The organism is Brevundimonas diminuta (assembly GCF_039673845.1).
Taxonomy (GTDB): domain Bacteria; phylum Pseudomonadota; class Alphaproteobacteria; order Caulobacterales; family Caulobacteraceae; genus Brevundimonas; species Brevundimonas diminuta_E.
Genome location: NZ_JBDJMK010000001.1, coordinates 98150 through 122133, shown reverse-complemented (window position 1 = coordinate 122133; position 23984 = coordinate 98150). Strand labels below are relative to the sequence as shown.

The following is a 23984-nucleotide window of genomic DNA, read 5'->3' as shown; positions in this document are numbered from 1 at the left end:
ACGGTGATCAGCCCTTCCTGATCCACTCCGCCAAATCAGCGTAGCTGTCGAACACCTGATGGGCGCCTGCCTGTTTCAGGCGCAGGGGATGGTCGCCCCGGATGTGGCCGCCTGCGCACAGGCCGATGACCGTCATCCCCGCCGCTGCGCCCGCCAGCACGCCGGTCGGGCTGTCCTCGATCACCAGGGTGCGTTCCGGCGAGGCCTTCATGGCGTCGGCAGCGTAGAGGAACAGGTCCGGATGCGGCTTGCCCCGGCTGACGTGGACGGCGGCGCTGAAGACCGGTCCGGCGAAGGCGTCATGGACGCCGAAATGGCGCAGGCCCAGTTCGATCCAGTCCGGCGGACTGGACGAAGCGATGCAGCGGGGCTCGCGACGTTCAGCCAGAAATTCCTCAAATCCTGCGACGGCTGTCAGGTCGCGCCGGGCGCGGTCGTGACAGCGGCGGGTCCATTCGGCCTGAACGTCGGGCGGGCAGGGCGCGCCCAGTCGCTGCGAAATGATCGGCTCGCAGTCCAGCCAGCGTTTGCCCAGATAGGTCGCCAGGGCATCGTCCAGCGTGGTCGGCAAACCGATTTCGGTGAGCAGTTCGGCCATCACCGCATTGTTCAGCCGTTCGCTGTCGGCGATCACGCCGTCATAGTCGAAGATGATGAGATCAAACGGACCCGTGTTCACGCCCGCTCGGCGGCCTTGGCGGCGTCCCACAGGGCGTCCATCTCAGGCAGGTCGGACTGATCGGGCGTGCGACCGTCCTTCTTCAGTTCGGCCTCGATGAATTCGAAACGGCGCACGAATTTGGCGTTGGCGGCGCGCAGGGCGTCTTCAGGCTCGACTTCCAGCTTGCGGGCCAGATTGGCGACGACGAACAACAGGTCGCCCAACTCCTCGCGCGCCCTTTCCTTGTCGCCCGCCGCGATTTCGACGCGCAGTTCTTCGACTTCCTCAGCCAGTTTGTCGAAAACCTCATCAGTCGAGGGCCAGTCGAAGCCGACGCGGCCGGCCCGCTTGGTCAGCTTGGCGGCCCGGGTCAGGGCGGGCAGGCCGACCGGCACGTCGTCCAGCACGCCATGCTGTTCCTTGGCCTTGCGTTCGGCGGCCTTGATGTCTTCCCAGCGGTCCTTCTGGGCCGGGCCGGTGGCCTTGGCGGCTTCGTCGCCGAAGACGTGAGGGTGGCGGCGGATCAGCTTGTCGGCCATGGCCTCGGCCACGTCCTCCAGCTGGAAATGCCCGGCTTCCTCGGCCATGCGCGAATGGAAGACGACCTGAAACAGCAGGTCGCCGAGTTCGACCCTCAGCTCGTTCATGTCGCCGCGCTCGATGGCGTCGGCGACCTCATAGGCCTCCTCGATCGTATAGGGGGCGATGGTGGCGAAGGTCTGCTCAACGTCCCACGGACAGCCGCCATCCGGATCACGCAGGCGAACCATGATGTCTTTCAGGCGGTCGACGGGGTGGGTCATTCAGGCGTGTCCGGCGTCTCTCTGCGCCAGGGCGGCGCGGATTTCATCATGCCTGCGTGCGGTCAGGGGATAGCCCTTCAGCACCCAGGCGGCAGCCGCCAATAGCAGGCCCGGCACGGCGATGAACAGGATCTGCAGGATCAACAGCGAGAACTCGCTGTTCCCCTCTTGCCCAGGCAGGGCCTTGAACCCGACCAGCGGCAGGATGGCGTAGGGCAACAGCGCGAAGACGTGCCCCATCTTGGTCGTGGCCGACAGGATGGAGAACATCAGGCCCGTGCGGTCCACGCCGGTGTTCAGCCGCACCTCATCGCCCGCGTCCGCCATCATGGCGCGCAACAGGAACAGGCCCGCAGCATAGGGCAGTCCCGCAATGAACATGGCGAAGGCCGTCAGGGCGAAGTTGCCGCCGGGAACCAGCGTCGCCCCGACATAGAAGACGGCGAAGATCAGGCTGGCTACAGCCAGGGCGCGATCCTTGCCGATCTTCGTCGCCAGCCAGGCCCAGATGGGCGCGCCCACCAGACCGGCCATGAAGTAGATCAGCATGAACAGCGACGCCTGCGTGTGGTCATACCCCTTGATCTGGCCGAAGAAGAAGAACAGCAGCGACCCCGTGATGCCCGGCGCAATGCCCAGCAGCAGGTCGGCGATCAACAGCTTGCGCACCGTCTTCATCCGGAACAGGGCCAGATAGGCGCTGGGTCCGCCGTGCGGCGCGGCGCCTGCGTTGACCGGCTCAGGCACGGCGACCATGGCCAGACCGATCGTCACGGGCAGGGCGATGATGATGGCCCAGCCCATGATCCGCACGCCGTCGACATAGCTGCCGATGCCTGTCTTCACGACGATGGTCGGCAGGATCAGGATCAGGATCACGCCGATGATGTTGAACACCTGCCACCAGCCATAGACGCGGCTGCGCTGGTCATACTGCGGCGCCAGAACGGCGGCCCAGCCCAACTGGCCCAGCGTTCCCATCGAAAAACCGATATAGAGAACCAGCAGCCAGGCGAACAGATAGATAGGCCCGGCGCCCGGCTGAACCGTCACGAACATCATCAGCGCAGCCAGCATCAGGATCGGCGTCGCCACGGCCATCCACGGACGATAGCGGCCCAGTCGCGTGCGCGTCCTGTCCATGCCCCAGCCGATGAAGGGGTCGAACAGGATGTCGATCAGCCGCACCGCCATGAAGACGGCCGCCACCGTGCCCATCTCCACGCCGACGTGGGTGGCGTAGAACTCCGGCAGGGTGACGGGCAGGGCCACTCCGAACGCCGCCAAAGGCAAACAAGGCCCTGAAAAGGCGGCCAGTATGGCGTTGGAGCGTCGCGGCGCATCCTGCGCGGCGATGGTGGACGAAGGCGCGGCGTTTGCGGTCATGCGGTCACGGCCCGGTCGCGGCGCGAGTCGGCCGCAGTCATCACCATGCCGCTTTTCGGCGAACGCGCGAAGAGCGCGGATACAAAGCATTCCGGGGGTTGCGGCGACTCTCATCATGGGGCCTGCTGGCGGTATGTGGAAAGCGTCCGCCTGCATCCTCGCCGTCGTGACCGTCGCCGCCTTCGCCGGACAGGCGTGCGCCGATGCTCAGCTTGATGTTCAGGGCGCCCAGATCTGCGACCGCGCGCCGGGGGCGTGGAGCGATGTCGCCGAGGCGAACGCCATATCCCTGTATGCGCTGGAATGGAGCCCGTTCGGACCGGCTGAACTGGGCTGGGAGACCTATGTGCCGCTGATCCAGCATGAGGTCCGCTCGCCCTGCGATCCGACCTCGGCGGGGTTCGCAGAGGCGCTGGCGGCGTTTCAGGGGCGCTATGGACTGACGGCCAGCGGACGGTTCGACCAGCCGACGTTTCAGGTGCTGCGCGGCCTGTGGCAGGAGCGGCGCCCCTTCGTCATGGCGCGGGTGAGGGGGGAATGCCCCGATCCGCCGCCCGTCGCCGATCTGGCCTATCTGACGACGGGCGAGGAACACGCCGAGCGTCTGACCCGGCTGTTGCGTCGTGATGTGCTGGACGCCTATCGCGCCATGGCGGCCGCCGCCCGCGCCGAGGTTCCGCAAATCGCCGCCGAACCGGAATTGTTGCGCGTCTTCTCCTCCTTCCGCGACCCGGAGGCTGACGCCGCCCGTTGCGCGCGTGAGGGCAATTGCGACGGCCTGCGCCGCGCCGTCTGTTCGCCGCATCGCACCGGCACGGCGATCGACCTTTATGTCGGCCATCTTCAGGGCATGGGCGTGGATTCGACCGATGTCTCCAGCCGACGCCATATGAGCCAGACCCCGACCTATCGCTGGCTGGTCAAGAATGCGGGGCGGTTCGGTTTCGTCCCCTATGTCTATGAGCCGTGGCACTGGGAGTGGGTCGGCCGATGATCCGGCCCTTGATGCACGGCGAGGCGGCGCTGGCGCGTGAGGTGTTCGGACGCGACCTCTATCTGGACGATATCCGTTTCATCGGCTCGCCATGGCCGTTCAACCGCGCCTTTGCGCCCGGCCGCTGGTTCGGGCGCGACTGGATCGTCTGGCCCCGGGCGACGCTGACGCCCGATCTGTCACAGGCGCCGTTGAGGACGCAGGCGGTCTTCATCCATGAACTGGTTCACGTCTGGCAGGCGCAGAACGGCGTCAACCTGCTGACCGGCAAGCTGAAGGCGGGCGACGGACCGGGCGCCTACGCCTATCCGGTCGATGAGCGTTGCGAGTGGATCGGGCTGAACATCGAGCAGCAGGCCATGGTGGTCGAGCACCGCTTTCTGTTGTCGCGAGGGGCGAGGGTTCCGGCCGATCCCGCCTTCTATCAGCGCATCTGTCCGATCGGCGTGTCGGATTTTTGAGACGAGGGGCTTGCGGCGCCGCAACATGACGCTAAATCAGGCACTGATGCAGTTGCTGTATGCATCGTTTCAGTTTCAGCCGGAGCCGTGATGCCCAAGATTCTCGTCCTTTACCACTCGACCTATGGCCACATCGAACGCATGGCCGAGGCTGTCGCTGAAGGCGCCCGTCAGGTCGAAGGCGCCGTAGTGGACATCAAGCGCGTCCCGGAAACCGTGCCGGAAGATCTGGCCCGCAGCTCGGGCTACAAGATGGATCAGGCCGCGCCCGTCGCCGCCGTGAATGATCTGGCCGATTATGACGCCATCATCCTGGGCGCGGGCACCCGCTTCGGCACGGCGGCGGCGCAGATGCGGGCCTTCCTCGATCAGACCGGCGGCCTGTGGGCGCAGGGAACGCTGCTCGGCAAGGTCGGCGGCGCCTTCACCGCCTCGGCCACGCAGCATGGCGGGCAGGAGACGACCTTCGCCGGTCTGCACAACTATTTCCTGCACCACGGCATGGTGGTCGCGGGCCTGCCTTACGCCTTTGCGGGCCAGATGCGTCTGGACGAGATCACCGGCGGCTCGCCCTATGGCGCCAGCACCATCACCGCCTCTGACGGGTCGCGGATGCCCAGCGAAACCGAGCTGGACGGCGCGCGCTATCAGGGCCGCCACATCGCGCAGATCGCGAAGAAACTGCACGGTTAGGATCATGCGCCAGCCCGCACTCTTCTTTGGTCACGGCTCTCCGATGAACGCTCTGGGCGGTCCCTTCGCGGACGCCTGGCGCGCGCTGGGCGATGAGATCGGCAAGCCCAAGGGCGTCGTCATGGTCTCGGCCCACTGGGAGACGCGCGGGCTGGGCGTGACGGCGCAGGAACAGCCGGAAACCATCCATGATTTCGGAGGCTTCCCGCCCGAACTTCACGCCATGCAGTATCCCGCGCCCGGCTCGCCTGCCCTGGCGGCCCGGGTGGCGGAGCTGACCGGCGCCGTGCAGACGACGCAGTGGGGACTGGATCACGGGACATGGTCCGTGCTGGCCCATGTCTGGCCGGACGCGGACGTGCCTGTGGTGCAGTTGTCGCTGGACCGCACCCTTGACGCCCGCGCCCATTATGAACTGGCCAAACGCCTGCGCCCCTTGCGGGATGAAGGCGTCATCGTCGCCGGTTCAGGCGACTTCGTGCACAATCTGCGGACATGGAAGCGCGCGGGCGGCGAGCCCTATGACTGGGCCGTCGACTTCAACGAAGCGGTCAAGCGCGCCTTCACGGCGGGCGACCACGAGGCCCTGATCGACTGGGTGCATCTGGCTGAGCAGGCGCAGCTCAGCGTGCCGACGGACGAGCATTATCTGCCGCTGCTCTATGTCGCCGCCCAGCAGGCGCCGGGCGAGCCGGTGCGCTTCTTCAATGATGTGATCGAGGGCGGTTCGATCTCCATGACGGGCGTCCGGATCGGCTGACCGGACGCCGCGTCCGGCGTCTTATCGGCGGCCGCCGCGCAGGGCGTTGTCCAGCGACCATGGCCCCGGTCCGGCGAAGACCAGATACAGGAAGACGAAGCAGTAAAGGGCCGCCAGCTCACCGCCGTTGGTGATGGGGTAGGGGCTGCGCGGCGCGTGGACCATCCAATAGGCGACGGCCGTAAAGCCAGACAGGATGAAGGCGGTCGGGCGGCTGAACAGGCCCAGCACCATCAGCACGCCGCCGACCAGTTCGATCGGTCCTGACCAGCCCGCCAGCGTCGACAGATCGACGACGCCGCCGTTGGCGCCCGGCGGAAAGTCCAGAATTTTCTGCGCCCCATGCTGAAGCAGCAGCAGGCCGGACACGATTCTCAGGATGCTGAGAACGTGCGGCTCCCATGTGGCCAGTGATGTTGAACGTCGGGCCATGATTCCTCCTCGGCCGTGACGTCCCGCAGGCGGGACCGGACGGCCGAGGTTATGGCGCCAGCGCCGAACGGCAAGCGTCTTGTCACGCCGCCTTCATTTCATCCTCAGCCATTTTCTGGATGGTCACATAGTCGACCTTGCCGGTGCCCAGAACGGGCAGGGCGGCGACCTTGATGATCTTCTTGGGCACCGCCAGTTCGGGGGCGCCGTTGTCGCGCGCCCATTGCGACAGGCGGGCGCTTTCGGCCTCGGCGGCGTCGGTGACGAGCACGAGGCGCTCGCCCTTCTTGCTGTCGGGCACGGCGACGACGGCGTGGCGGCTGTCCGGCCAGACAGCGCCGGCCATGCCCTCGACCGCAGTCAGGGACACCATCTCGCCGCCGATCTTGGCGAAGCGCTTGGCCCGGCCCAGAATGGTGATGTAGCCCTCGGCGTCGATGTCGACGATGTCGCCCGTGTCGTGCCAACCGTCCGCCAGCGTCTCCAGATCCTCTGGGTCGTGCGCCGAGATATAGCCTTCCATCACGTTCGGACCGCGCAGGAACAGGCGGCCGCCGACCTCGATGCCCTCCACCGGCTCGATGCGGTATTCCATGCCCGGCAGGATCTGGCCGACCGTGCCCGGCCGGTTGCGGTCGGGGTGGTTCACCGCCACCACGGGCGCGGCCTCGGTGGCGCCGTAACCTTCCAGCAGGGTCAGGCCTCCGAACTTGGCGTCGAAGGCGGCGCGGGTCTCTTCGCGCACCTTTTCCGCGCCCGCCACGGCGAACTTCAGGGTGGCGAAGTCGTCAGGCTCGGCCACGCGGGCGTACTGGTTCAGGAAGGTGTCCGTGGCGAACAGGATCGACGCCTTCACCTTGGGCAGCAGGTCGGTGATCTGTTTGGCGTGCAATGGTGAGGGATACTGGAACGCTTTCAGCCCCTGCAGCAGCGGCAGGATCACCCCGCCGGTCAGGCCGAAGGAGTGGAAGGTCGGCAGCGGGTTGAACATCACCCAGTCGGGATCCAGGTCGATGTGGGCCGCGACCTGACGCGCATTGGCGACCAGATTCTTCTGGCTCAGCATCACGCCCTTGGGCGCGCCGAAACTGCCCGAGGTGAACAGCACCACGCCCGGCGAATCCGGGTCCGCCTTCACGCGAAAGCGGCGCGGCGCCATGCCTGCGCTGAGGCCGAACAGCTTGTCGGACAGTCCGATGGTCTTGCGGATGTCGTCCAGCCAGATGATCTCGGAAACCTCGCCCAGCGCCTCCATCAGATCATCAAGCTTGGCCTGGCTGACGAAGCGCTTGGCCGACAGGATCTTCTTCACGCCCGCCGTTTTCAGCGCCGCCTTCAGATTGGCCTCGCCCGAGGTGAAGTTCAGCATGACCGGCACCCGGCCGAAGGCGTGCAGGGCGAAGAAGGTCACGACCACGCCCGCGCTGGACGGCAGCAGGACGCCGACGCGCTCGCCCGGTTTCGTCAGTCTGGCGATCTTGCGGCCCAGCACGAAGGCGGCGCGGATCAGGCCCGTATAGGTCAGGGGGTGGCGATCCTGGTCCTCCAGAATCTCCTTGTCGCCATAGCGGGCGCGCGCGTCGATCAGCGCGTCGAACAGGGTTTCTTCATAGACCTCAGGGTCCAGGGCCGCTCGCAGCAAGCACGTCCTCCTTCAGAGAGCTCCGGGGCGGCTCTCTTGGTTAAGAGGCCGGAACCTAGTGACGCAAGGGCAGCTTGAAAAGATGCGTAACGCTGCGTGAGACTGTTCCGGCGCCGGACTGAAACCGTCTGTGCCTTGCGTTTGCCACCCGGAAAGCCGACATAGCGTCAGAAATCCGGCCGCCCTCGAAAACAGGATTCAGACCACCAACAATGGTCACTCTGATCGACACCCTGAAGAAGAAGCCTTCCGAGCTTCGTCACCCGGAAAAGCAGAACCGGCCGGAATCGGCGGTGCTGAAGAAGCCTGACTGGCTGCGCGTCAAGGCGCCCGGCTCGGGCCAATATAACGCGACCAAGGATATCGTGCGCTCCAAGGGACTGCACACCGTCTGCGAAGAGGCCGCCTGCCCGAACATCGGCGAGTGCTGGAGCCAGAAGCACGCCACCCTGATGATCATGGGCGACACCTGCACGCGGGCCTGCGCCTTCTGCAACGTCAAGACCGGCCTGCCGCAGCCGCTGGATCCGGAAGAACCGGCCAAGGTCGGTCTGGCCGTGGCCCAGATGGAGCTGAACCACGTCGTCATCACCTCGGTGGACCGCGACGACGTCTCCGACGGCGGCGCCGCCCACTTCGCCGAAGTGGTGCGCCAGATCCGCATTCAGGCGCCCAAGACCACCATCGAGATCCTGACGCCCGACTTCCTGCGCAAGGACGGCGCGGCCGAGGTGATGATCGACGCCACGCCCGACGTCTTCAATCACAACCTCGAGACGGTTCCGCGCCTGTATCTGAAGATCCGGCCGGGCGCCCGCTACTTCCACTCGCTGCGCCTGCTGCAGATGGTCAAGGAGCGCGACCCGAACCAGTTCACCAAGTCCGGCATCATGGTCGGTCTGGGCGAGACCAAGGAAGAGGTCATGCAGGTGATGGACGATATGCGTTCCGCCGGCGTCGACTTCATCACCATCGGCCAGTATCTGCAGCCGACGCGCAAGCACGCCGCCATCGACCGCTTCGTCACGCCCGAGGAGTTCAAGGCCTATGAGGCGATCGCGCGGGCCAAGGGCTTCCTGATGGTGTCGTCGTCGCCGCTGACGCGCTCGTCGCACCACGCGGGCGACGACTTCGCCCGACTGCGGGCTGCGCGCGAGGCCCAGCTGTCGTCCCGGAACGGCCGCTGATCCTTTGGCCGTTCACCGCGTAACGCGCATCCTGCCCTATGCGCCCGAGCAACTGGCCGCCATGGTGGCGGACGTGCGCGCCTATCCCGACTTCGTGCCGTGGATCACCTCCATGCTCGTCTGTAACGTGCGCGACGAGGCGCCGGGCGTGCATCTGCTGGACGCCGAGGCTGGGGTCGGCTTCGCCTTCCTGACCGAGAAGTTCTCGACCTGGGTGCGTCACGATGTCCACGCGCCCAAGGTCGAGGTCGGCCTGATCCGCGGCCCGTTCAAGCACCTGAAGAACCGTTGGGAGTTCCATCCGCATCCGCAGGGAACGCGACTGGAATTCTTCATCGATTTCGCCTTCAAATCGCGCATGCTGGACATGATGCTTCAGGCGAACTTCGACCGGGCGGTCGACAGGCTGATCCAGTGTTTCGAGGGCCGGGCCAAGGCTCTCTACGGCAAGAGGTAGGACCATGGGCGCGCCTTTCGACTTCGATGCGACGGTCGTGGGCGCGGGGGCTGTGGGACTGGCCTGCGGGCGGGCGCTGTCGCGGCGCGGCCTGACGGTGCTGGTGCTGGAGAAGGAGCCGCACATCGGTCAGGGCGTCTCCTCGCGCAATTCCGAGGTGATCCATGGCGGGCTCTATTATCCGACCGGCTCGCTGAAGGCGCAGTTCTGTGTCGAGGGGCGACGCGCCCTCTACGATTTCCTTGAGAGCCGCAAGGTCGATCACTGGAAATGCGGCAAGCTGGTCGTGGCGACCGAGGAAGCCGAGGTCGAGCGTATCGAGGCCATCTTCCAGCAGGCCGTGACCAATGGCGTCGAAAACCTCGAACACCTGACCGGCGGGCAGGCGCGGGCGCTGGAGCCGGAACTGAACGCCCACGCCGCCATCCTGTCGCCCGAGAGCGGCGTGTTCGACAGCCACGGCTACATGCTGGCCCTTCAGGGTGAGATCGAGGACGCGGGTGGCGCGGTCGTGATCTCGGCCCCGTTCGAAGGGGCCGAAAGCCTGCCGGGTGGCGGCTTTTCGATCCGCGTGGGCGGGGAGGGGGCGATGACGCTGACCAGCCGCCTTCTGGTCACCGCACCCGGCCTGTCGGCTCAGGACGTCGCCGCGCGAATCGAGGGCTATCCGGCGGCGGATATTCCTGCGCGCCATCTGGGCAAGGGAATCTATTTCCGCCTGACCGGCGCGGCGCCGTTCAACCGCCTGATCTATCCGCCGCCGATTCCCGGCGCGCTGGGCACCCATTACCGCAAGGATCTGGGCGGGCAGGGCGTGTTCGGCCCCGATCTGGCCTATGTCGAGGCCGAGGACTATTCGGTCGATCCGGCCAAGGCCGAAGAGTTCGCCCGCTATATCCGCCGCTTCTGGCCGGGCGTGACGGTCGAGCGGCTGACCCCTGACTACGCGGGCATCCGGCCCAAGCTGCACGGGCCGGGCGAACCGCAGCCGGACTTCCAGCTTCATGGCGCGGCGAATCACGGGATGGAGGGGCTGGTGGCCCTGTTCGGCATCGAAAGTCCCGGCCTGACCAGTTCGCTGGCCATCGGCGAGGCCGTGGCGCAAAGCCTGACAGGCGGGGTTTGACGCCTGTTCCGTCAGTCTGCGTCGAGACCCTTGAAATCGGTTGCGTCTTCATGCATAAGCCCGCCCTCGCGTGGCGGCTCTTATCGGGGGGCCGCCGCTGTTGTTTTCGCGTCTTCACCGGCGCACCGACTTAGAGATTGAGACGGACATGGCCGTTCCGAAGCGCAAAACTTCCCCCTCGCGTCGCAACATGCGTCGTGCTCATGACGCCCTGGGCGCCAACACCTATGTCGAAGACAAGGACACCGGCGAACTGCGTCGTCCGCACCACATCGACCTGAAGACCGGCATGTACAAAGGCCGTCAGGTTCTGACCCAGCAGGAAGACTAAGTCTTCCTCTGGCGATCCGGCCCCGGCCGGGCGCAAAATCCAGCGGCGCGCGAGTTTCTCGCGCGCCGTTTTCGCATATGCCGCCGCAGCTTCGCCTGTAGCGATTCCAGCGGGTCTGGTCTAAACCGGCCCCACCTTTCCCAACCCAGTCAGAGCGCAGAGTTTCATGACCGATATCGTCGACATCGTCGCCCGCCAGATCCTCGACAGCCGGGGCAATCCGACGGTTGAAGTGGACGTGATCCTGGAAGACGGCAGCTTCGGCCGCGCGGCGGTGCCGTCGGGCGCCTCGACCGGCGCGCACGAAGCCGTCGAACTGCGTGACGGCGACAAGGAGATGTGGGGCGGCAAGGGCGTCGAGAAGGCGGTCGACGCCGTCAACGGCGAAATCTTCGACGCCCTGTCCGGCATGGACGCCGAGGACCAGCGCCGCATCGACGAAGCCCTGATCGAACTGGACGGCACCGAGAACAAGTCGCGCCTGGGCGCCAACGCCATGCTGGGCGTGTCGCTGGCCGTGGCCAAGGCCAGCGCCATCTCGGCCGGTCTGCCGCTGCACCGCTATATCGGCGGCGTCTCGGCCCGCATCCTGCCCACGCCGATGATGAACATCATCAATGGCGGCGCCCACGCCGACAACCCGATCGACATCCAGGAATTCATGATCATGCCGACGGGCGCCGAGAACTTCTCGGAAGCCCTGCGCATGGGCGCCGAAATCTTCCACGCCCTGAAGAAGGCGCTGAAGGATGCGGGCCACAACACCAACGTCGGCGACGAGGGCGGCTTCGCCCCCAACCTGGCCTCGGCCGATGAAGCCCTGACCTTCATCACCAAGGCGGGCCAGGCGGCCGGCTATCTGGCGGGCGAGGACTTCCACCTGGCGCTCGACGTCGCCTCGACCGAGTTCTTCAAGAACGGCAAGTACGAGCTGACCGGCGAGGGCAAGTCCTTCGACGCCGAGGGCATGGTGAACTATCTGGCCGATCTGGTCGAACGCTTCCCGATCGTGTCGATCGAAGACGGCTGCGCCGAGGACGACTTCGACGGCTGGAAGCTGCTGACGGACCGTCTGGGCGATCGCGTCCAACTGGTCGGCGACGACCTGTTCGTGACCAACCCGCGCCGTCTGGCTGCCGGCATCGGCGAAGGCCTGGCCAACTCCATCCTGATCAAGGTCAACCAGATCGGCACCCTGTCCGAGACGCTGGACGCCGTCGATATGGCGCACCGTGCGGGCTATACCGCCGTCATGTCGCACCGTTCGGGCGAGACCGAGGACTCGACCATCGCCGATCTGGCCGTGGCCACCAACTGCGGTCAGATCAAAACCGGCTCGCTGGCCCGTTCGGACCGGACGGCCAAATACAATCAGTTGCTGCGCATTGAAGAGATGCTGGGCGATCAAGCCGCCTATTTCGGCGACGGCATGCTGCTGAAATAAGCTTCATCACGAAGATGTGCCGGGCGCCGCCTCCGAACTTCGGGGGCGGCGTTCGCAATTACGGCCAAGCTACGGTTCGTTAGGCATTTTCGGTCACTGATAGGTCACCGTATTTTGTGCGCGCTCAGAAGGAGCGTCCGTTGTGCCCGAGCAGATGAAGCCATACCTGCCGACCGTTCTGTTGCTTCTGCTGATCGCCTATCTGGGCGTGCAGGCCCTGACGGGTGAGCGCGGTCTGCTAAGTGGCGGAGAACGCGACGCTTTGTTAACGCAGCGCCAGTCCCAGCTGGCCCGCCTGAACGAACAGCGCCAGGATCTTGAGGTCCGCGTCCGCTATCTGCGCACCGAAAGCCTGTCGAAGGATCTTCTGGAAGAACGGGCGAGGGCGGTCATCGGCTTCGCCGATCCGCGGGACTACGTGGTGCGTCTGAACGGTCAGGTCGCGCACAATCCGGACGCGCCCCGCGCCTCCTGAACTATTGTTACAGCCCGGTCGGCTGCTTTGCGTTTCGGGAACGAAGGCTGCTAAAGCCCCTTTCCGTAACGATAAGAGTCCCTGATACAGGGCTGTAAGCCGGGAGATGCCGGATGGCGAAAGCCGCCGCTCAGAAAACCTCGCCCAGCGCGGGCGACAAGATTCCGAACACGCCTCAGGCTTCCAAGGAAGACCTGCTGCGTTTCTATCGCGAAATGGTCCTTATCCGCCGCTTTGAAGAGCGCGCGGGCCAACTGTACGGCATGGGCCTGATCGGGGGCTTCTGCCACCTGTACATCGGTCAGGAAGCCGTGGCCGTCGGCGTTCAGGAGAGCGTCAAGCAAGGCTACGACAAGATCATCACGGGCTATCGCGACCACGGCCACATGCTGGTCGCAGGCATGGACCCGAAGGAAGTCATGGCCGAGCTGACGGGCCGCATCGGCGGTTCGGCGCGCGGCAAGGGCGGATCAATGCACATGTTCGACGTGCCGACCGGCTTCTATGGCGGTCACGGCATCGTCGGCGCCCAGGTGGCGCTGGGCACCGGCCTGGCTTTTGCGGGCAAGTATCGCGGCGATGACTCGGTCAGCTTCGTCTATTTCGGCGACGGCGCGGCCAATCAGGGCCAAGTCTATGAAAGCTTCAACATGGCCCAGCTGTGGAAGCTGCCGGCCATCTACATCATCGAGAACAACCAGTACGCCATGGGCACGAGCATCGAGCGCTCGTCGTCCACGACCGAACTGTATCAGCGCGGCGCCAGCTTCGGCATTCCGGGCGAACAGGTCGACGGCATGGACGTGCTGGCCGTGCGTGACGCCGCCGCCCGCGCCGTGGCCCGCGCCCGCGCTGGCGAAGGCCCCTACATCCTCGAAGTGAAGACCTACCGCTATCGCGGTCACTCCATGTCCGATCCGGCCAAATACCGGACCAAGGAAGAGGTGGACGAGGTCAAGAAGACCCGCGATCCGATCGACCACATCAAGATCTTGCTGGCCGCCGCCAAGGCGACCGAGGACGAGTTGAAGGCGATCGACAACGAAGTGAAGGCCATCGTGGCCGAAGCTGTGCAGTTCGCTCAAGAGAGCCCTGAGCCGGATCCGTCCGAGCTCTACACCGACGTCTACGTGGAGGCCTGATACGTGACGGACATTCTGATGCCGGCGCTGTCCCCCACGATGGAAGAGGGCACGCTGACCAAGTGGCACATCAAGGCTGGCGACGTCGTGTCGGCCGGTCAGGTGATCGCCGAGATCGAAACCGACAAGGCGACGATGGAAGTCGAAGCCGTCGATGAGGGCGAAGTCCTCGAAATCCTGGTGGCCGAGGGCTCGGAAGGCGTGAAGGTCAATACGCCGATCGCGCGTCTGGCTGGCGAAGACGGCGCCGCTGCGCCTGCGCCCAAGGCTGAGGCTGCTCCGGCGGCAGCGGCCGCCGAAGCCAAGACCGAAGACGTCCCGGCCGAGGCGCCCGCCCAGCCGAAGATCGCCCTGCGCGATCCTGAAATTCCGGCCGACGCCAAACTGGTGAAGACGACCATCCGCGACGCCCTGCGCGACGCCATGGCCGAGGAAATGCGCCGCGACGAGAACGTCTTCCTGATGGGCGAGGAAGTCGCCCAGTATCAGGGCGCCTATAAGGTCAGCCGCGACCTGCTGCAGGAATTCGGCGAGCGTCGCGTGGTCGATACCCCGATCACCGAGCACGGCTTCGCCGGTCTGGGCGTCGGCGCGGCCTTCTCGGGCCTGAAGCCGATCGTGGAGTTCATGACGTGGAACTTCGCCATGCAGGCGATCGACCACATCATCAACTCGGCGGCCAAGACCCTGTACATGTCTGGCGGCCAGATGGGCTGTCCGATCGTGTTCCGCGGCCCCAACGGCGCCGCCGCTCGCGTGGCCGCCCAGCACAGCCAGGACTATTCCGCCTGGTACGCCCAGATCCCGGGCCTGAAGGTCGTGGCGCCCTATGACGCCGCCGACGCCAAGGGCCTGCTGAAGGCTGCGATCCGCGACCCGAACCCGATCGTCTTCCTCGAACACGAGATGATGTACGGCCACGAGTTCGACGTGCCGGACGTCGAGGATTACGTCGTGCCGATCGGCAAGGCCAAGGTCCGCCGCGAAGGCACGGACGTCACCATCACGGCGCACAGCCGCATGGTCGGCTTCGCCCTGCAGGCGGCTGAAAAGCTGGCCGAGGAAGGCGTGTCGGTCGAGGTCGTCGACCTGCGCACCCTGCGTCCGCTGGATCACGAGACCATCGTTGAGAGCGTGAAGAAGACCAACCGTCTGGTCTCGGCCGAAGAGGGCTGGGGTCCGATGGGCGTCGGCGCCGAAGTGGTGGCCCGCGTGATCGAGCACGCCTTCGACTATCTGGATGCGCCGCCGCTTCGCGTGCACCAGGAAGACGTGCCGCTGCCCTACGCCGCCAATCTGGAAGCCCTGTCCCTGCCGGGCGTCGACAAGATCGTCGCCGCCGTGAAGAAGGTGATGGCATGACCGACATCCTGATGCCCGCCCTGTCGCCCACGATGGAAGAGGGCGTCCTGGCCAAGTGGCACGTCAAGGTCGGCGACACCGTCTCGGCGGGCGATGTCATCGCCGAGATCGAGACGGACAAGGCCACGATGGAAGTCGAAGCCGTCGATGAGGGCGAAATCCTCGAAATCCTCGTCCCGGAAGGCGCCGAGAACGTAAAGGTCAACACGCCGATCGCCCGCCTGTCGGGCGATGCTGTGGCGCCTGCGCCCAAGAAGGCGGACGCTCCGGCCGAGACGCCGAAGACCGAAGCGCCCAAGGCGGAGGCTCCAAAGGCTGAAGCTGCGCCCGCCCAGACCACGCCGGCTCCGGCCGCGCCGAAGTCTGATGACGGCAGCCGTATCTTCGCCTCGCCGCTGGCGCGTCGTCTGGCGGCACAGGCCGGTCTGGACCTGAAGGCCATCAAGGGCACCGGCCCGCACGGCCGCATCGTCAAACGCGACGTGGAATCCGCAGGCAAGGGCGGCGCCCAACCGGCCGCCGCCGCTACGGCCGCGGCTTCGGCTGAACCGCGCAAGGCTCTGTCGCTGGCGCAGATGGGAATTAGGGACGGCACCTACGACCTGATCCCGCTGGACGGCATGAAGAAGGCCGTCGCGCGCCGCATGGTGGACAGCGTTCAGAACGTGCCGCACTTCCCGCTGTTCATCGATGTCGAGATCGACCAGCTGATGGCCGTCCGCGCCAAGGTGAACAAGATGCTAGAGCCGCAGGGCGTCAAGGTCTCGGTGAACGACTTCGTCATCAAGGCCGCCGCCCTGGCCCTGAAGATGGTGCCGGAGGCGAACGCCTCCTACACCCCCGAGGGCATCGCCATGCATCACAACGCCGACGTTTCGATGGCGGTTGCGATCGACGGCGGCCTGATCACCCCGATCATCCGCAAGGCCGAGACCAAGGGTCTGGCCCAGATCGCGACCGAGTCCAAGGACCTGGCCAAGCGGGCCCGTGAGCGCAAGCTGAAGCCCGAAGAGTTCCAGGGCGGCACCTTCTCGGTGTCCAACCTGGGCATGTTCGGCATCAAGCAGTTCACCTCGATCATCAATGAGCCGCAGGGCTGCATCATGAGCGTCGGCGCCGGTGAACAACGCCCGGTCGTCAAGGACGGTCAACTGGCCGTGGCCACCGTCATGACGGTGACCCTGACCTGCGATCACCGCGTGGTCGACGGCGCGACGGGCGCCCGTTTCCTGCAGGCGTTCAAGCCGCTGATCGAAGATCCCGTGGCGATGCTGGCTTAAGGGAGCCGAGAGGTCATGGCATCCGTCTATGACTTCTCCGCCCGGGCCATCGATGGCGCGGACGTGGCGCTGGACCGCTTTCGCGGTCAGGCGCTGCTGATCGTCAATACGGCGTCGAAATGCGGTTTCACCGGCCAATACGCCGGGCTGGAGAAGCTGCACCGCGATTTCGCCGATGCGCCGTTCGAGGTACTGGGCTTTCCCTGCAACCAGTTCGGCGGGCAGGAGCCGGGCAGGGCGGCGGAAATCGCCGCCTTCTGCGCCAGCAGCTTCGACGTGACCTTTCCCCTGTTCGACAAGGTCGAGGTCAACGGACCGAACCGCCACCCTCTCTATGCCTGGCTGACCCTTCAGAAGCGCGGCTTCCTAGGTTCACAGGCCATCAAGTGGAACTTCACCAAGTTCCTGACCGACCGCGAAGGCCGCGTCATCGCGCGCTATTCGCCCCAGACTGAACCCGAGGCCATCAAGGCCGACATCGAGAAGTTGATCTGATCATGGCTGCTGAATTTGATCTCGTCGTCATCGGCTCGGGCCCCGGCGGTTACGTCGCGGCCATCCGCGCCAGCCAACTGGGCCAGAAGGTCGCCATCATCGAGCGCGAGAATCTGGGCGGCATCTGCCTGAACTGGGGCTGCATCCCGACCAAGGCCCTGCTGAAGTCGGGCGAGAAGTTCGAAAGCCTGTCACACCTGAAGGAATACGGCCTGTCCGCCTCGGGCGCGTCGTTCGACTTCGACGCCATCATCCAGCGCTCGCGCGGCGTGGCCAAGCAACTGAATCAGGGCGTCGGCTTCCTGATGAAGAAGAACAAGATCGAGGTCATCGAGGGCGAGGCCAAGCTCGAGAAGGGCATCGCTGCGCCCAAGGTCGTCGTGGCTCTGAAGGCGGGCGGCTCGCGCGCCATCGAAGCGAAGTCCGTCATGCTGGCCGTCGGCGCCCGTGCCCGCGCCCTGCCGCAGATCGGGCTTGAGGCCGACGGCGACAAGATCTGGGCCTATCGCGACGCCCTGGCGCCGAAGAAACTGCCCAAGACCTTCGTGGTCATCGGCTCGGGCGCCATCGGCATCGAGTTCGCCAGCTTCTACCGCGCGCTCGGCGCCGAGGTAACGGTCGTCGAAGCCGTCGACCGCATCATGCCGGTCGAGGACGAAGAGGTCTCCAAGGCCGCCCAGAAGGGCTTCGAAAAGCGCGGCATCAAGTTCAAGCTCGGCGCCAAGGTGACGAAGGTCTCCAAGGATTCCAAGGGCGTGAAGGTCGATCTTGAAGTCAACGGCAAGGCTGAAAGTCTGGAGGCTGAGGTCTGCATCTCGGCCGTCGGCATCACCGCCAACACCGACGGCATTGGTCTTGAGGCGCTGGGCGTCGAACTGGACCGCGGCCACATCAAGACCGACAGCCACTGCCAGACCAATGTGAAGGGCCTGTACGCCATCGGCGACTGCGCGGGCGCGCCCTGGCTGGCGCACAAGGCTTCACACGAAGGCATTCACGCCGCCGAACACATCGCCGGCTACAAGACGCCGAATGTGAACTCGCCCATCGCGGGCTGCACCTACGCCCAGCCGCAGGTCGCCTCGGTCGGTGTGACGGAGCAGGGGGCCAAGGCCGAGAAGCGCGAGGTCAAGATCGGTCGCTTCCCCTTCAAGGTGAACGGCAAGGCCATCGCGGCGGGCGAGACCGACGGCTTCGTCAAGGTCATCTTCGACGCCAAGACCGGCGCCCTGATCGGCGCTCACATGATCGGCGCCGACGTCACCGAGATGATTCAGGGCTATGTCACCGCCATCACCATGGAAGCGACCGAGGAAGACATCCACGGCATCGTCTATCCGCACCCGACCATGTCCGAGGCCATGCACGAGGCCGCACTGGACGCCTATGGCCGCGTGATCCACATCTGACGCGTCGGCGAAGGACGGCAAGGATCAGTTGTTAGAAAAACTGAATTGCGGCTAAGAGGATCATTCCTCTTCTGCGGTTCGGTTTTTCATGATTATCGCGCCTGATGTTCTTGGTCTGATCGGCAATACGCCGCTGGTGCGCCTTAAGCGCGCCTCGGAAGCGACGGGCTGTGAAATCCTCGGCAAGGCCGAGTTCCTCAACATCGGCGGCTCGATCAAGGACCGTGCGGCGCTCAGCATAATCCGCGCCGCGCGGGCCTCGGGCGCGTTGAGGCCGGGCGGAACGATTGTCGAAGGCACAGCTGGCAATACCGGCGTGGGTCTGGCCCTGGTCGGAGCGGCGCTGGGCCATCCCGTCGTCATCGTCATGCCCCGCACCCAGACAGAAGAGAAGAAACGGGCCGTCCGCCTGCACGGCGCCCGCCTGATTGAGGTCGATCCGGCGCCTTTCGCCAGTCCGAACCACTTCGTCCACTTCTCGCGCCGTCTGGCCGAAGAACTGAATGACAGCGAACCGAACGGCGCCTTCTACGCCGATCAGTTCGACAATCTGGCCAACCGTCAGGCCCACTATGAAGCCACCGGGCCGGAAATCTGGAAGCAGACGGACGGCCGCATCGACGGCTTCATCTGCGCCGTCGGTTCGGGCGGCACCCTGACCGGAACCACGACCTATCTGCGCGAACAGAACCCCGCGCTGAAAATCGGACTCGCCGATGTGCCTGGCGCCTCTCTCTACAGCTGGTTCACTGAAGGCGTGCTGAAAGGCGAGGGCGGGTCGGTGGCTGAGGGCATCGGCGTCAACCGCATCACGGGCAATCTGAATGGCCTGTCGGTCGATCATGCCTATCGGATCGAGGACGCCGAGTTCCTGCCCATCCTGTTCGATCTTGTGCGCGAAGAAGGACTGTCGCTTGGCCCGTCCAGCGGCGTCAACATAGCCGGCGCTATCCGCATGGCCCGCGACATGGGACCCGGCCATACCCTTGTGACAGTGCTGTGCGACGCCGGGCAACGCTACGCCAGCAAGATCTATGATCCTGCCTTCCTCAATGCGCGCGGCCTGCCGACGCCGGAATGGATGAGCCGATGACCCGCCGCAAGGACCCTTCCATCGAAAGCCGTCTGCCGCCGCTCAACGCCCTCAAGGCGTTCGAGGCCGCCGCGCGTCGCCTCAACATCACCCGCGCCGCCGAAGAACTGTCCGTCACGCCCGGCGCCATCAGCCAGCAAATCCGTATTCTCGAGGAACACGCCGGCGCGCCCCTGTTCCACCGCGAGGGCCGCCAGATCGCCCTGACGGAACTGGGCGCCGAGCTTTATCCGCTGCTGCGCGACGGGTTCGACTATCTGAAACGGGCAGGGGACCTGCTGTATCGTCCCGACCGCCGCCACGCCCTGGCGGTCAGCGTGCCGCCGTCCTTCGCCTCCAAATGGCTGGCGCCGCGTATCGCCCGTTTCGCGGCGGCGCATCCTGAAATCGAAGTCTGGATGTCGGCCGACATGCGACTGGCCGATGTCAGCGGCGGTCGGGTTGATGTCGCCGTGCGTTATGGGAAAGGCGACTATCCCGGCGTGCGCTGCGAAAAGCTGTTGAACGCCGACCTTACGCCGGTCTGCTCGCCGCTGTTAACCATGGGCGAGAATGCGCTGCGTCGCCCGACGGATCTGGCGCGCCACGTCCTGATCCATCTGCGGCCCAGCGAACTGGAAGAGCCACGTCCAGACTGGGCCGCCTGGTTCAAGGCCCGTAACCTGGAAGGCATTGACGCTCTGTCCGGACCGCGCTTCGACCAGGCCGCCTTGGCGATCGAGGCCGCAGCTCACGGTCAGGGCGTCGCCTTGGCGCCATACGCTTTTGTGGCTGAGGATCTGGCGTCTGGCCGTCTTGTCGCACCCTTCGCTGATGGCGCTCTAACGACAGAACAGGCCTATCACGTGCTGACCAAACGAACCGGAGCGTCAAACCCAGCCAGAGCGTTTGCCGCCTGGTTGAAAGAGGAAGCTCAGAACGCTGCGGACGCCAGTGTTGATGATCTATAACAGGGCTCCAACAATTTGCGCCTAAGATATATTATGCGAAAATACCAGTTCGATAGTGTTGCAGGATCTGAGCGGTTGTTTAGCCGCCATGGCCATCTCGCCAACTAGGTGTAACGCAACTCCTGCAAATCGATCTCGCGGATCAATTTTCGTGCTGTCTCCTCGCTGATGAGGCGTTGCTGGCTTAACCGCACGAGTTCCTGACGCTCAGCTGCGAGGCCTGCTAATCTCAGGCGGCGCTCAATGTCGTCAGCACGACGGGCGCGGGCCATGGCGTCCGCCTCGGCGTTTGAGCGCATGTCGATGCGGTGGCGATAGACTTCCATCATCCGCGCGGCCGTTTCGGCATAGGTGTCAGGGTCCGCCTTGCCTTCCGCCATGGCGTGCTGCGCGTCCTCGATGGCGCGGATGGCGGCCCATGCGGCGGCGACGCGTGAGCGGTTTTCCTCGGCCTGATGATCGTCTTCGGGCGGAAGCTGGACGCCCTTCAGCAGACGCGGCAGGGCCACCGTCGCCAGCACCAGCGACACGATGATGACCCCCGCCGCCAGAAAGATGGCCAGGTTGCGCGCCGGCAGCAGGTCGCCGTTGGCCATGAAAAACGGCAGCGTCAGTATGCCCGCCAGAGTGATGGCGCCCCGCACCCCGGCTACCGACATCACGGCCACCAGCCGCAGCCCGACCTTGGGCGGCGCGCTGCGTCCCTTGCGACGGAACAACGTCAGCTTCAGCGAGGTCCACACCCAGATGAAACGCAGGGCCGCCAGCGCCGCCACGATGGCGAGGACATAGACCGCCAGCCACCAGACTTCCTTGTGGTTGGTGGTGCGGATCACCTCGGCGGCGCGGGCCAGAATGGAGGGCATCTGCTCGCCCAGGATGACGAAGATCAGGCCGTTGGCCACGAACTGCACCGTGTCCCAGACCACGGCGCGGCGGATGCGCGTGGCGGCCAGGGCCGAGCCCTGCCGCTCGGCGAAGCTCATCGTCACGCCCGCCGCCACGGCTGCGAGAATGCCCGAAGCATGGATGGCCTCGGCGGCCAGATAGGCCGCGAACGGCATCAACAGGCTGATCAGGATCTGGCCGCCGACATCCTCGCCCCAGCGGCGGCCAATGAAGGCCTTCAGCAGGCCGATGGCCAGGGTGATCAGAATGCCCACCGCCACGCCCGCCAGCGCCAGCCAGGCGAAGCTGCCGAAGGCGCCGGACAGGGAAAAGGCGCCGGTTGTCGCCGCGATCACGGCGATCCGCATACAGGTCAGGCCGCTGGCGTCGTTCAGCAGCGACTCGCCCTCAAGGATGTGCATCAGCCGCTTGGGAATGGGAGCGCGCCCGGCGATCGCCTGAACAGCGATCGGGTCCGTCGGCGAAAGAATGGCGGCCAGGGCGAAAGCGACGGCCAGAGGCATGGCCGGGATCATCCAGTGGATCAGGAAGCCCAGCCCAAGAACGGTGAAGACCACCAGCCCCAACGCCAGTTCAAGGATCACCACCCTGTCGCGAAACAGAGCCTCCTTGGGAATGCGCCAACCGTCGACGAACAGCAGCGGCGGCAGGAACAGCAGGAAGAAGATATCCGGCTTCAGATCAACGGACTCGCCGGTGATCATCACCACCCCTGCCCCCAGTGCGATCTGCACCAGCGGCAGGGCGATGCGCGTGATGCGAGCCACCCATCCCGACAGCACCACGGCCAGCAACAGGAAGAGGATGGTCTCGATCAGGTGCATGACAGGATCAGTCGATCACATCCGGATACAGTCGTTCAAGTCGTCCCAGCGCCGCCGGATGCAACCGGACCGTCAGCCGGACACGGCCGTCCTCTTCCGCCTCGCGCCCTGTCACGCGCCCGTTGGCGTAGAGCCAGGCCAGCAGGTCGCCACGATGCGGCTCTATGATCAGTTGCGTCTCGGGGTCATCGTCGATCAGGGCGGCGATGGTTTCGCGCAGGGTCTCGATCCCCTCCCCCGTCCAGGCGGATACGGCGACAGCCTGACCTTCGCGCGCCAGACGTTCGGCCTGCCCCACCACGGTTTCACGCGTGTCAGGCTCCAGCAGGTCGATCTTGTTCCAGACCTCAAGGATGCGGCGGGTCTTGCCTTCCGGGGTTGGAATCTGTTCCAGAACCGTCTCGACGTCCTTGGCCTGTGCGGCGCTGTCGGGTGAAGCGATGTCGCGCACGTGCAGGATCAGATCGGCCTCGCCGACCTCCTCCAGCGTGGCGCGGAAGCTCTCGACCAGTTCGTGCGGCAGGTCGGACACGAAGCCCACGGTGTCGGCGATGATGGCCGGACGCCCCTGCGGCAGACGGATGGTGCGTTGGGTCGTGTCCAGGGTGGCGAACAGCAGGTCCTTGGCCATCACCTCGGCCCCGGTCAGCCGGTTGAACAGCGTCGACTTGCCCGCATTGGTGTAGCCGACCAGGGCGACCGACGGGAACGGAACCTGTTTGCGCGCCTTGCGATGCAGGCCGCGCGTGCGGCGCACCTCTTCCAGTTCCGCCTTCAGGCGCACGATGCGATCAGCGATCATCCGCCGGTCCAGTTCGATCTGGGTTTCGCCGGGACCGCCCGTGCCGCCGGTTCCGCCGCGCTGGCGCTCCAGGTGGGTCCAGGTGCGGACCAGACGGGATCGCTCGTATTCCAGGCGGGCCAGTTCGACCTGCAGCCGTCCCTCGCGGGTGCGCGCGCGGCGGCCGAAGATCTCAAGGATCAGGCCGGTGCGGTCGATGACCTTAATGTCCCAGAAGCGTTCCAGGTTCCGCTGCTGCACCGGCGTCAGTTGATCGTCGACGACGACCGCCTCGGCGTCGGCGGCCAGGATCAGGGCTGAAATCTCTTCCAGCTTGCCCCGGCCGATCAGGGTGGCGGGCGTGACGGAGCGCAGGCGCACGATCTCCTGCGCCCGGACGTCAAGGTCCAGCGCCTGGGCCAGGCCCACGGCTTCTTCCAGACGTTCGGAAGCATGGCGCGCATTGTCGCCACGGCGGTCGGGGTGGATGACGACGGCCCGGATCAGCGGGACGGCGTGGTCAATGAGTTTGGAGGTCAATCAGTCTTCTTCGGCGTCGGGCTCGTACAGTTGCACGGGCGCGGACGGCATGATGGTCGAGATGGCGTGCTTGTAGACCAGCTGCGATTGGCCATCGCGACGCAGCAGCACACAGAAGTTGTCGAACCAGGTGACGATGCCCTGAAGCTTGACGCCGTTCACCAGGAAGATGGTCAGCGGGGTCTTCGTCTTGCGGACGCTGTTCAGGAAGGTGTCCTGGAGGTTCTGTCGTTTGTCTTGCGACATGGCAGGTTGATCCTGTTCTTGGTCTTTTCATCAACGGCGGAATGGCCGCGAGGCGGGACGTCGCCCGCATTCACGACCTTAGCCACGCCCCCGCCGATGCG

At 65.5% G+C, this 23984-nt stretch carries 25 protein-coding genes; 17 read left to right on the top strand and 8 right to left on the bottom strand.

Features of this window, described 5'->3' with window-relative positions; genetic code table 11:
- Positions 1-7: 7 nt before the first annotated feature.
- Genes ABE454_RS00565 through ABE454_RS00555 form a run of 3 tightly spaced genes read right to left on the bottom strand, consistent with a single transcriptional unit; the run spans position 8 to position 2850 of the window.
- A complete protein-coding gene (locus ABE454_RS00565) occupies positions 8-679 on the bottom strand; it encodes an HAD family hydrolase (protein ID WP_346527959.1) in 672 nt (223 codons plus the stop codon).
- The gene (gene mazG, locus ABE454_RS00560; protein WP_346527957.1) at positions 676-1464 is read right to left on the bottom strand and encodes a nucleoside triphosphate pyrophosphohydrolase; all 789 of its coding nucleotides are present in this window, start codon (positions 1462-1464) and stop codon (positions 676-678) included. The genes ABE454_RS00565 and mazG overlap by 4 nt, the downstream gene beginning before the upstream one ends.
- A complete protein-coding gene (locus ABE454_RS00555; RefSeq protein ID WP_346527954.1) occupies positions 1465-2850 on the bottom strand; it encodes an MFS transporter in 1386 nt (461 codons plus the stop codon).
- A gap of 133 nt (positions 2851-2983) precedes the next feature.
- Here ABE454_RS00555 and ABE454_RS00550 point away from each other — a divergent pair, with 133 nt between their 5' ends.
- The 4 genes from ABE454_RS00550 to ygiD all read left to right on the top strand — a co-directional run bounded on the left by ABE454_RS00550 (position 2984) and on the right by ygiD (position 5758).
- The gene (locus ABE454_RS00550) at positions 2984-3844 is read left to right on the top strand and encodes a M15 family metallopeptidase (protein WP_346527952.1); all 861 of its coding nucleotides are present in this window, start codon (positions 2984-2986) and stop codon (positions 3842-3844) included.
- Positions 3841-4305, top strand: coding sequence for a hypothetical protein (locus ABE454_RS00545; protein WP_346527951.1), 465 nt, complete (start codon positions 3841-3843; stop codon positions 4303-4305). The genes ABE454_RS00550 and ABE454_RS00545 overlap by 4 nt, the downstream gene beginning before the upstream one ends.
- 90 nt (positions 4306-4395) lie before the next feature.
- Entirely contained in the window at positions 4396-4998 is a 603-nt protein-coding gene (gene wrbA / locus ABE454_RS00540; protein WP_346527949.1) for an NAD(P)H:quinone oxidoreductase, read from the top strand.
- A gap of 4 nt (positions 4999-5002) precedes the next feature.
- On the top strand, positions 5003-5758 hold the full coding sequence (gene ygiD, locus ABE454_RS00535; RefSeq protein ID WP_346527947.1) for a 4,5-DOPA dioxygenase extradiol: 756 nt from the start codon (positions 5003-5005) through the stop codon (positions 5756-5758).
- Between the two features lie 21 nt (positions 5759-5779).
- Here ygiD and ABE454_RS00530 read toward each other — a convergent pair whose 3' ends face one another.
- On the bottom strand, positions 5780-6190 hold the full coding sequence (locus ABE454_RS00530) for a DoxX family protein (protein ID WP_346527944.1): 411 nt from the start codon (positions 6188-6190) through the stop codon (positions 5780-5782).
- Positions 6191-6272: 82 nt separating this feature from the next.
- Entirely contained in the window at positions 6273-7829 is a 1557-nt protein-coding gene (locus ABE454_RS00525; protein ID WP_430825418.1) for an AMP-binding protein, read from the bottom strand.
- 215 nt (positions 7830-8044) lie between these two features.
- Between ABE454_RS00525 and lipA the strand changes: the two genes are divergently transcribed.
- From lipA to gcvA, 13 genes are all read left to right on the top strand, one after another.
- The gene (gene lipA / locus ABE454_RS00520) at positions 8045-9019 is read left to right on the top strand and encodes a lipoyl synthase (RefSeq protein WP_346527941.1); all 975 of its coding nucleotides are present in this window, start codon (positions 8045-8047) and stop codon (positions 9017-9019) included.
- A 4-nt stretch (positions 9020-9023) separates the two neighbouring features.
- Entirely contained in the window at positions 9024-9476 is a 453-nt protein-coding gene (locus ABE454_RS00515; protein ID WP_346527940.1) for a type II toxin-antitoxin system RatA family toxin, read from the top strand.
- Positions 9477-9480: 4 nt separating this feature from the next.
- Entirely contained in the window at positions 9481-10602 is a 1122-nt protein-coding gene (locus ABE454_RS00510; RefSeq protein ID WP_346527938.1) for an NAD(P)/FAD-dependent oxidoreductase, read from the top strand.
- A 148-nt stretch (positions 10603-10750) separates the two neighbouring features.
- Positions 10751-10933, top strand: coding sequence for a 50S ribosomal protein L32 (gene rpmF / locus ABE454_RS00505; RefSeq protein ID WP_024352840.1), 183 nt, complete (start codon positions 10751-10753; stop codon positions 10931-10933).
- 166 nt (positions 10934-11099) lie between these two features.
- Positions 11100-12377: a phosphopyruvate hydratase gene (gene eno, locus ABE454_RS00500; RefSeq protein WP_346527937.1), complete on the top strand. Its 1278-nt coding sequence runs from the start codon at positions 11100-11102 to the stop codon at positions 12375-12377.
- Between the two features lie 154 nt (positions 12378-12531).
- Positions 12532-12852 carry an FtsB family cell division protein gene (locus ABE454_RS00495; RefSeq protein WP_346528501.1) on the top strand — a complete coding sequence of 107 codons (321 nt, stop codon included), beginning with the start codon at positions 12532-12534 and terminating at the stop codon, positions 12850-12852.
- Between the two features lie 113 nt (positions 12853-12965).
- Complete coding sequence (pdhA, locus tag ABE454_RS00490; RefSeq protein ID WP_346527934.1) at positions 12966-13994, top strand: pyruvate dehydrogenase (acetyl-transferring) E1 component subunit alpha; 1029 nt, start codon at positions 12966-12968, stop codon at positions 13992-13994.
- A 3-nt stretch (positions 13995-13997) separates the two neighbouring features.
- A complete protein-coding gene (locus tag ABE454_RS00485) occupies positions 13998-15356 on the top strand; it encodes a pyruvate dehydrogenase complex E1 component subunit beta (protein ID WP_346527933.1) in 1359 nt (452 codons plus the stop codon).
- A complete protein-coding gene (locus tag ABE454_RS00480; RefSeq protein WP_346527931.1) occupies positions 15353-16636 on the top strand; it encodes a pyruvate dehydrogenase complex dihydrolipoamide acetyltransferase in 1284 nt (427 codons plus the stop codon). The genes ABE454_RS00485 and ABE454_RS00480 overlap by 4 nt, the downstream gene beginning before the upstream one ends.
- A 15-nt stretch (positions 16637-16651) precedes the next feature.
- The gene (locus tag ABE454_RS00475) at positions 16652-17131 is read left to right on the top strand and encodes a glutathione peroxidase (protein ID WP_346527929.1); all 480 of its coding nucleotides are present in this window, start codon (positions 16652-16654) and stop codon (positions 17129-17131) included.
- Between the two features lie 2 nt (positions 17132-17133).
- Positions 17134-18540, top strand: coding sequence for a dihydrolipoyl dehydrogenase (lpdA, locus tag ABE454_RS00470; protein WP_346527927.1), 1407 nt, complete (start codon positions 17134-17136; stop codon positions 18538-18540).
- 88 nt (positions 18541-18628) lie between these two features.
- On the top strand, positions 18629-19633 hold the full coding sequence (locus tag ABE454_RS00465; protein ID WP_346527925.1) for a cysteine synthase A: 1005 nt from the start codon (positions 18629-18631) through the stop codon (positions 19631-19633).
- On the top strand, positions 19630-20583 hold the full coding sequence (gene gcvA, locus ABE454_RS00460) for a transcriptional regulator GcvA (protein ID WP_346527923.1): 954 nt from the start codon (positions 19630-19632) through the stop codon (positions 20581-20583). The genes ABE454_RS00465 and gcvA overlap by 4 nt, the downstream gene beginning before the upstream one ends.
- Before the next feature lie 104 nt (positions 20584-20687).
- On the opposite strand, the gene ABE454_RS00455 is transcribed toward gcvA, so the two are convergent.
- From ABE454_RS00455 to hfq, 3 genes are read right to left on the bottom strand one after another with little or no spacing between them, the layout of a single operon-like run.
- A complete protein-coding gene (locus ABE454_RS00455) occupies positions 20688-22316 on the bottom strand; it encodes a Na+/H+ antiporter (protein ID WP_346527922.1) in 1629 nt (542 codons plus the stop codon).
- A gap of 7 nt (positions 22317-22323) precedes the next feature.
- Entirely contained in the window at positions 22324-23637 is a 1314-nt protein-coding gene (gene hflX / locus ABE454_RS00450; protein WP_346527920.1) for a GTPase HflX, read from the bottom strand.
- Complete coding sequence (hfq, locus tag ABE454_RS00445) at positions 23638-23883, bottom strand: RNA chaperone Hfq (protein WP_003164861.1); 246 nt, start codon at positions 23881-23883, stop codon at positions 23638-23640.
- Between the last annotated feature and the right edge of the window lie 101 nt (positions 23884-23984).

Excerpts from the sequence above, each read along its gene's own strand:
- mazG (WP_346527957.1), bottom strand. The coding sequence starts at position 1,464 with ATGACCCACCCCGTCGACCGCCTGAAAGACATCATGGTTCGCCTGCGT.
- ABE454_RS00555 (WP_346527954.1), bottom strand. The coding sequence starts at position 2,850 with ATGACCGCAAACGCCGCGCCTTCGTCCACCATCGCCGCGCAGGATGCG.
- ABE454_RS00550 (WP_346527952.1), top strand. The coding sequence starts at position 2,984 with ATGTGGAAAGCGTCCGCCTGCATCCTCGCCGTCGTGACCGTCGCCGCC.
- ABE454_RS00545 (WP_346527951.1), top strand. The coding sequence starts at position 3,841 with ATGATCCGGCCCTTGATGCACGGCGAGGCGGCGCTGGCGCGTGAGGTG.
- wrbA (WP_346527949.1), top strand. The coding sequence starts at position 4,396 with ATGCCCAAGATTCTCGTCCTTTACCACTCGACCTATGGCCACATCGAA.
- ygiD (WP_346527947.1), top strand. The coding sequence starts at position 5,003 with ATGCGCCAGCCCGCACTCTTCTTTGGTCACGGCTCTCCGATGAACGCT.
- ABE454_RS00530 (WP_346527944.1), bottom strand. The coding sequence starts at position 6,190 with ATGGCCCGACGTTCAACATCACTGGCCACATGGGAGCCGCACGTTCTC.
- lipA (WP_346527941.1), top strand. The coding sequence starts at position 8,045 with ATGGTCACTCTGATCGACACCCTGAAGAAGAAGCCTTCCGAGCTTCGT.
- ABE454_RS00510 (WP_346527938.1), top strand. The coding sequence starts at position 9,481 with ATGGGCGCGCCTTTCGACTTCGATGCGACGGTCGTGGGCGCGGGGGCT.
- rpmF (WP_024352840.1), top strand. The coding sequence starts at position 10,751 with ATGGCCGTTCCGAAGCGCAAAACTTCCCCCTCGCGTCGCAACATGCGT.
- eno (WP_346527937.1), top strand. The coding sequence starts at position 11,100 with ATGACCGATATCGTCGACATCGTCGCCCGCCAGATCCTCGACAGCCGG.
- ABE454_RS00495 (WP_346528501.1), top strand. The coding sequence starts at position 12,532 with ATGAAGCCATACCTGCCGACCGTTCTGTTGCTTCTGCTGATCGCCTAT.
- pdhA (WP_346527934.1), top strand. The coding sequence starts at position 12,966 with ATGGCGAAAGCCGCCGCTCAGAAAACCTCGCCCAGCGCGGGCGACAAG.
- ABE454_RS00480 (WP_346527931.1), top strand. The coding sequence starts at position 15,353 with ATGACCGACATCCTGATGCCCGCCCTGTCGCCCACGATGGAAGAGGGC.
- ABE454_RS00475 (WP_346527929.1), top strand. The coding sequence starts at position 16,652 with ATGGCATCCGTCTATGACTTCTCCGCCCGGGCCATCGATGGCGCGGAC.
- lpdA (WP_346527927.1), top strand. The coding sequence starts at position 17,134 with ATGGCTGCTGAATTTGATCTCGTCGTCATCGGCTCGGGCCCCGGCGGT.
- ABE454_RS00465 (WP_346527925.1), top strand. The coding sequence starts at position 18,629 with ATGATTATCGCGCCTGATGTTCTTGGTCTGATCGGCAATACGCCGCTG.
- gcvA (WP_346527923.1), top strand. The coding sequence starts at position 19,630 with ATGACCCGCCGCAAGGACCCTTCCATCGAAAGCCGTCTGCCGCCGCTC.
- ABE454_RS00455 (WP_346527922.1), bottom strand. The coding sequence starts at position 22,316 with ATGCACCTGATCGAGACCATCCTCTTCCTGTTGCTGGCCGTGGTGCTG.
- hfq (WP_003164861.1), bottom strand. The coding sequence starts at position 23,883 with ATGTCGCAAGACAAACGACAGAACCTCCAGGACACCTTCCTGAACAGC.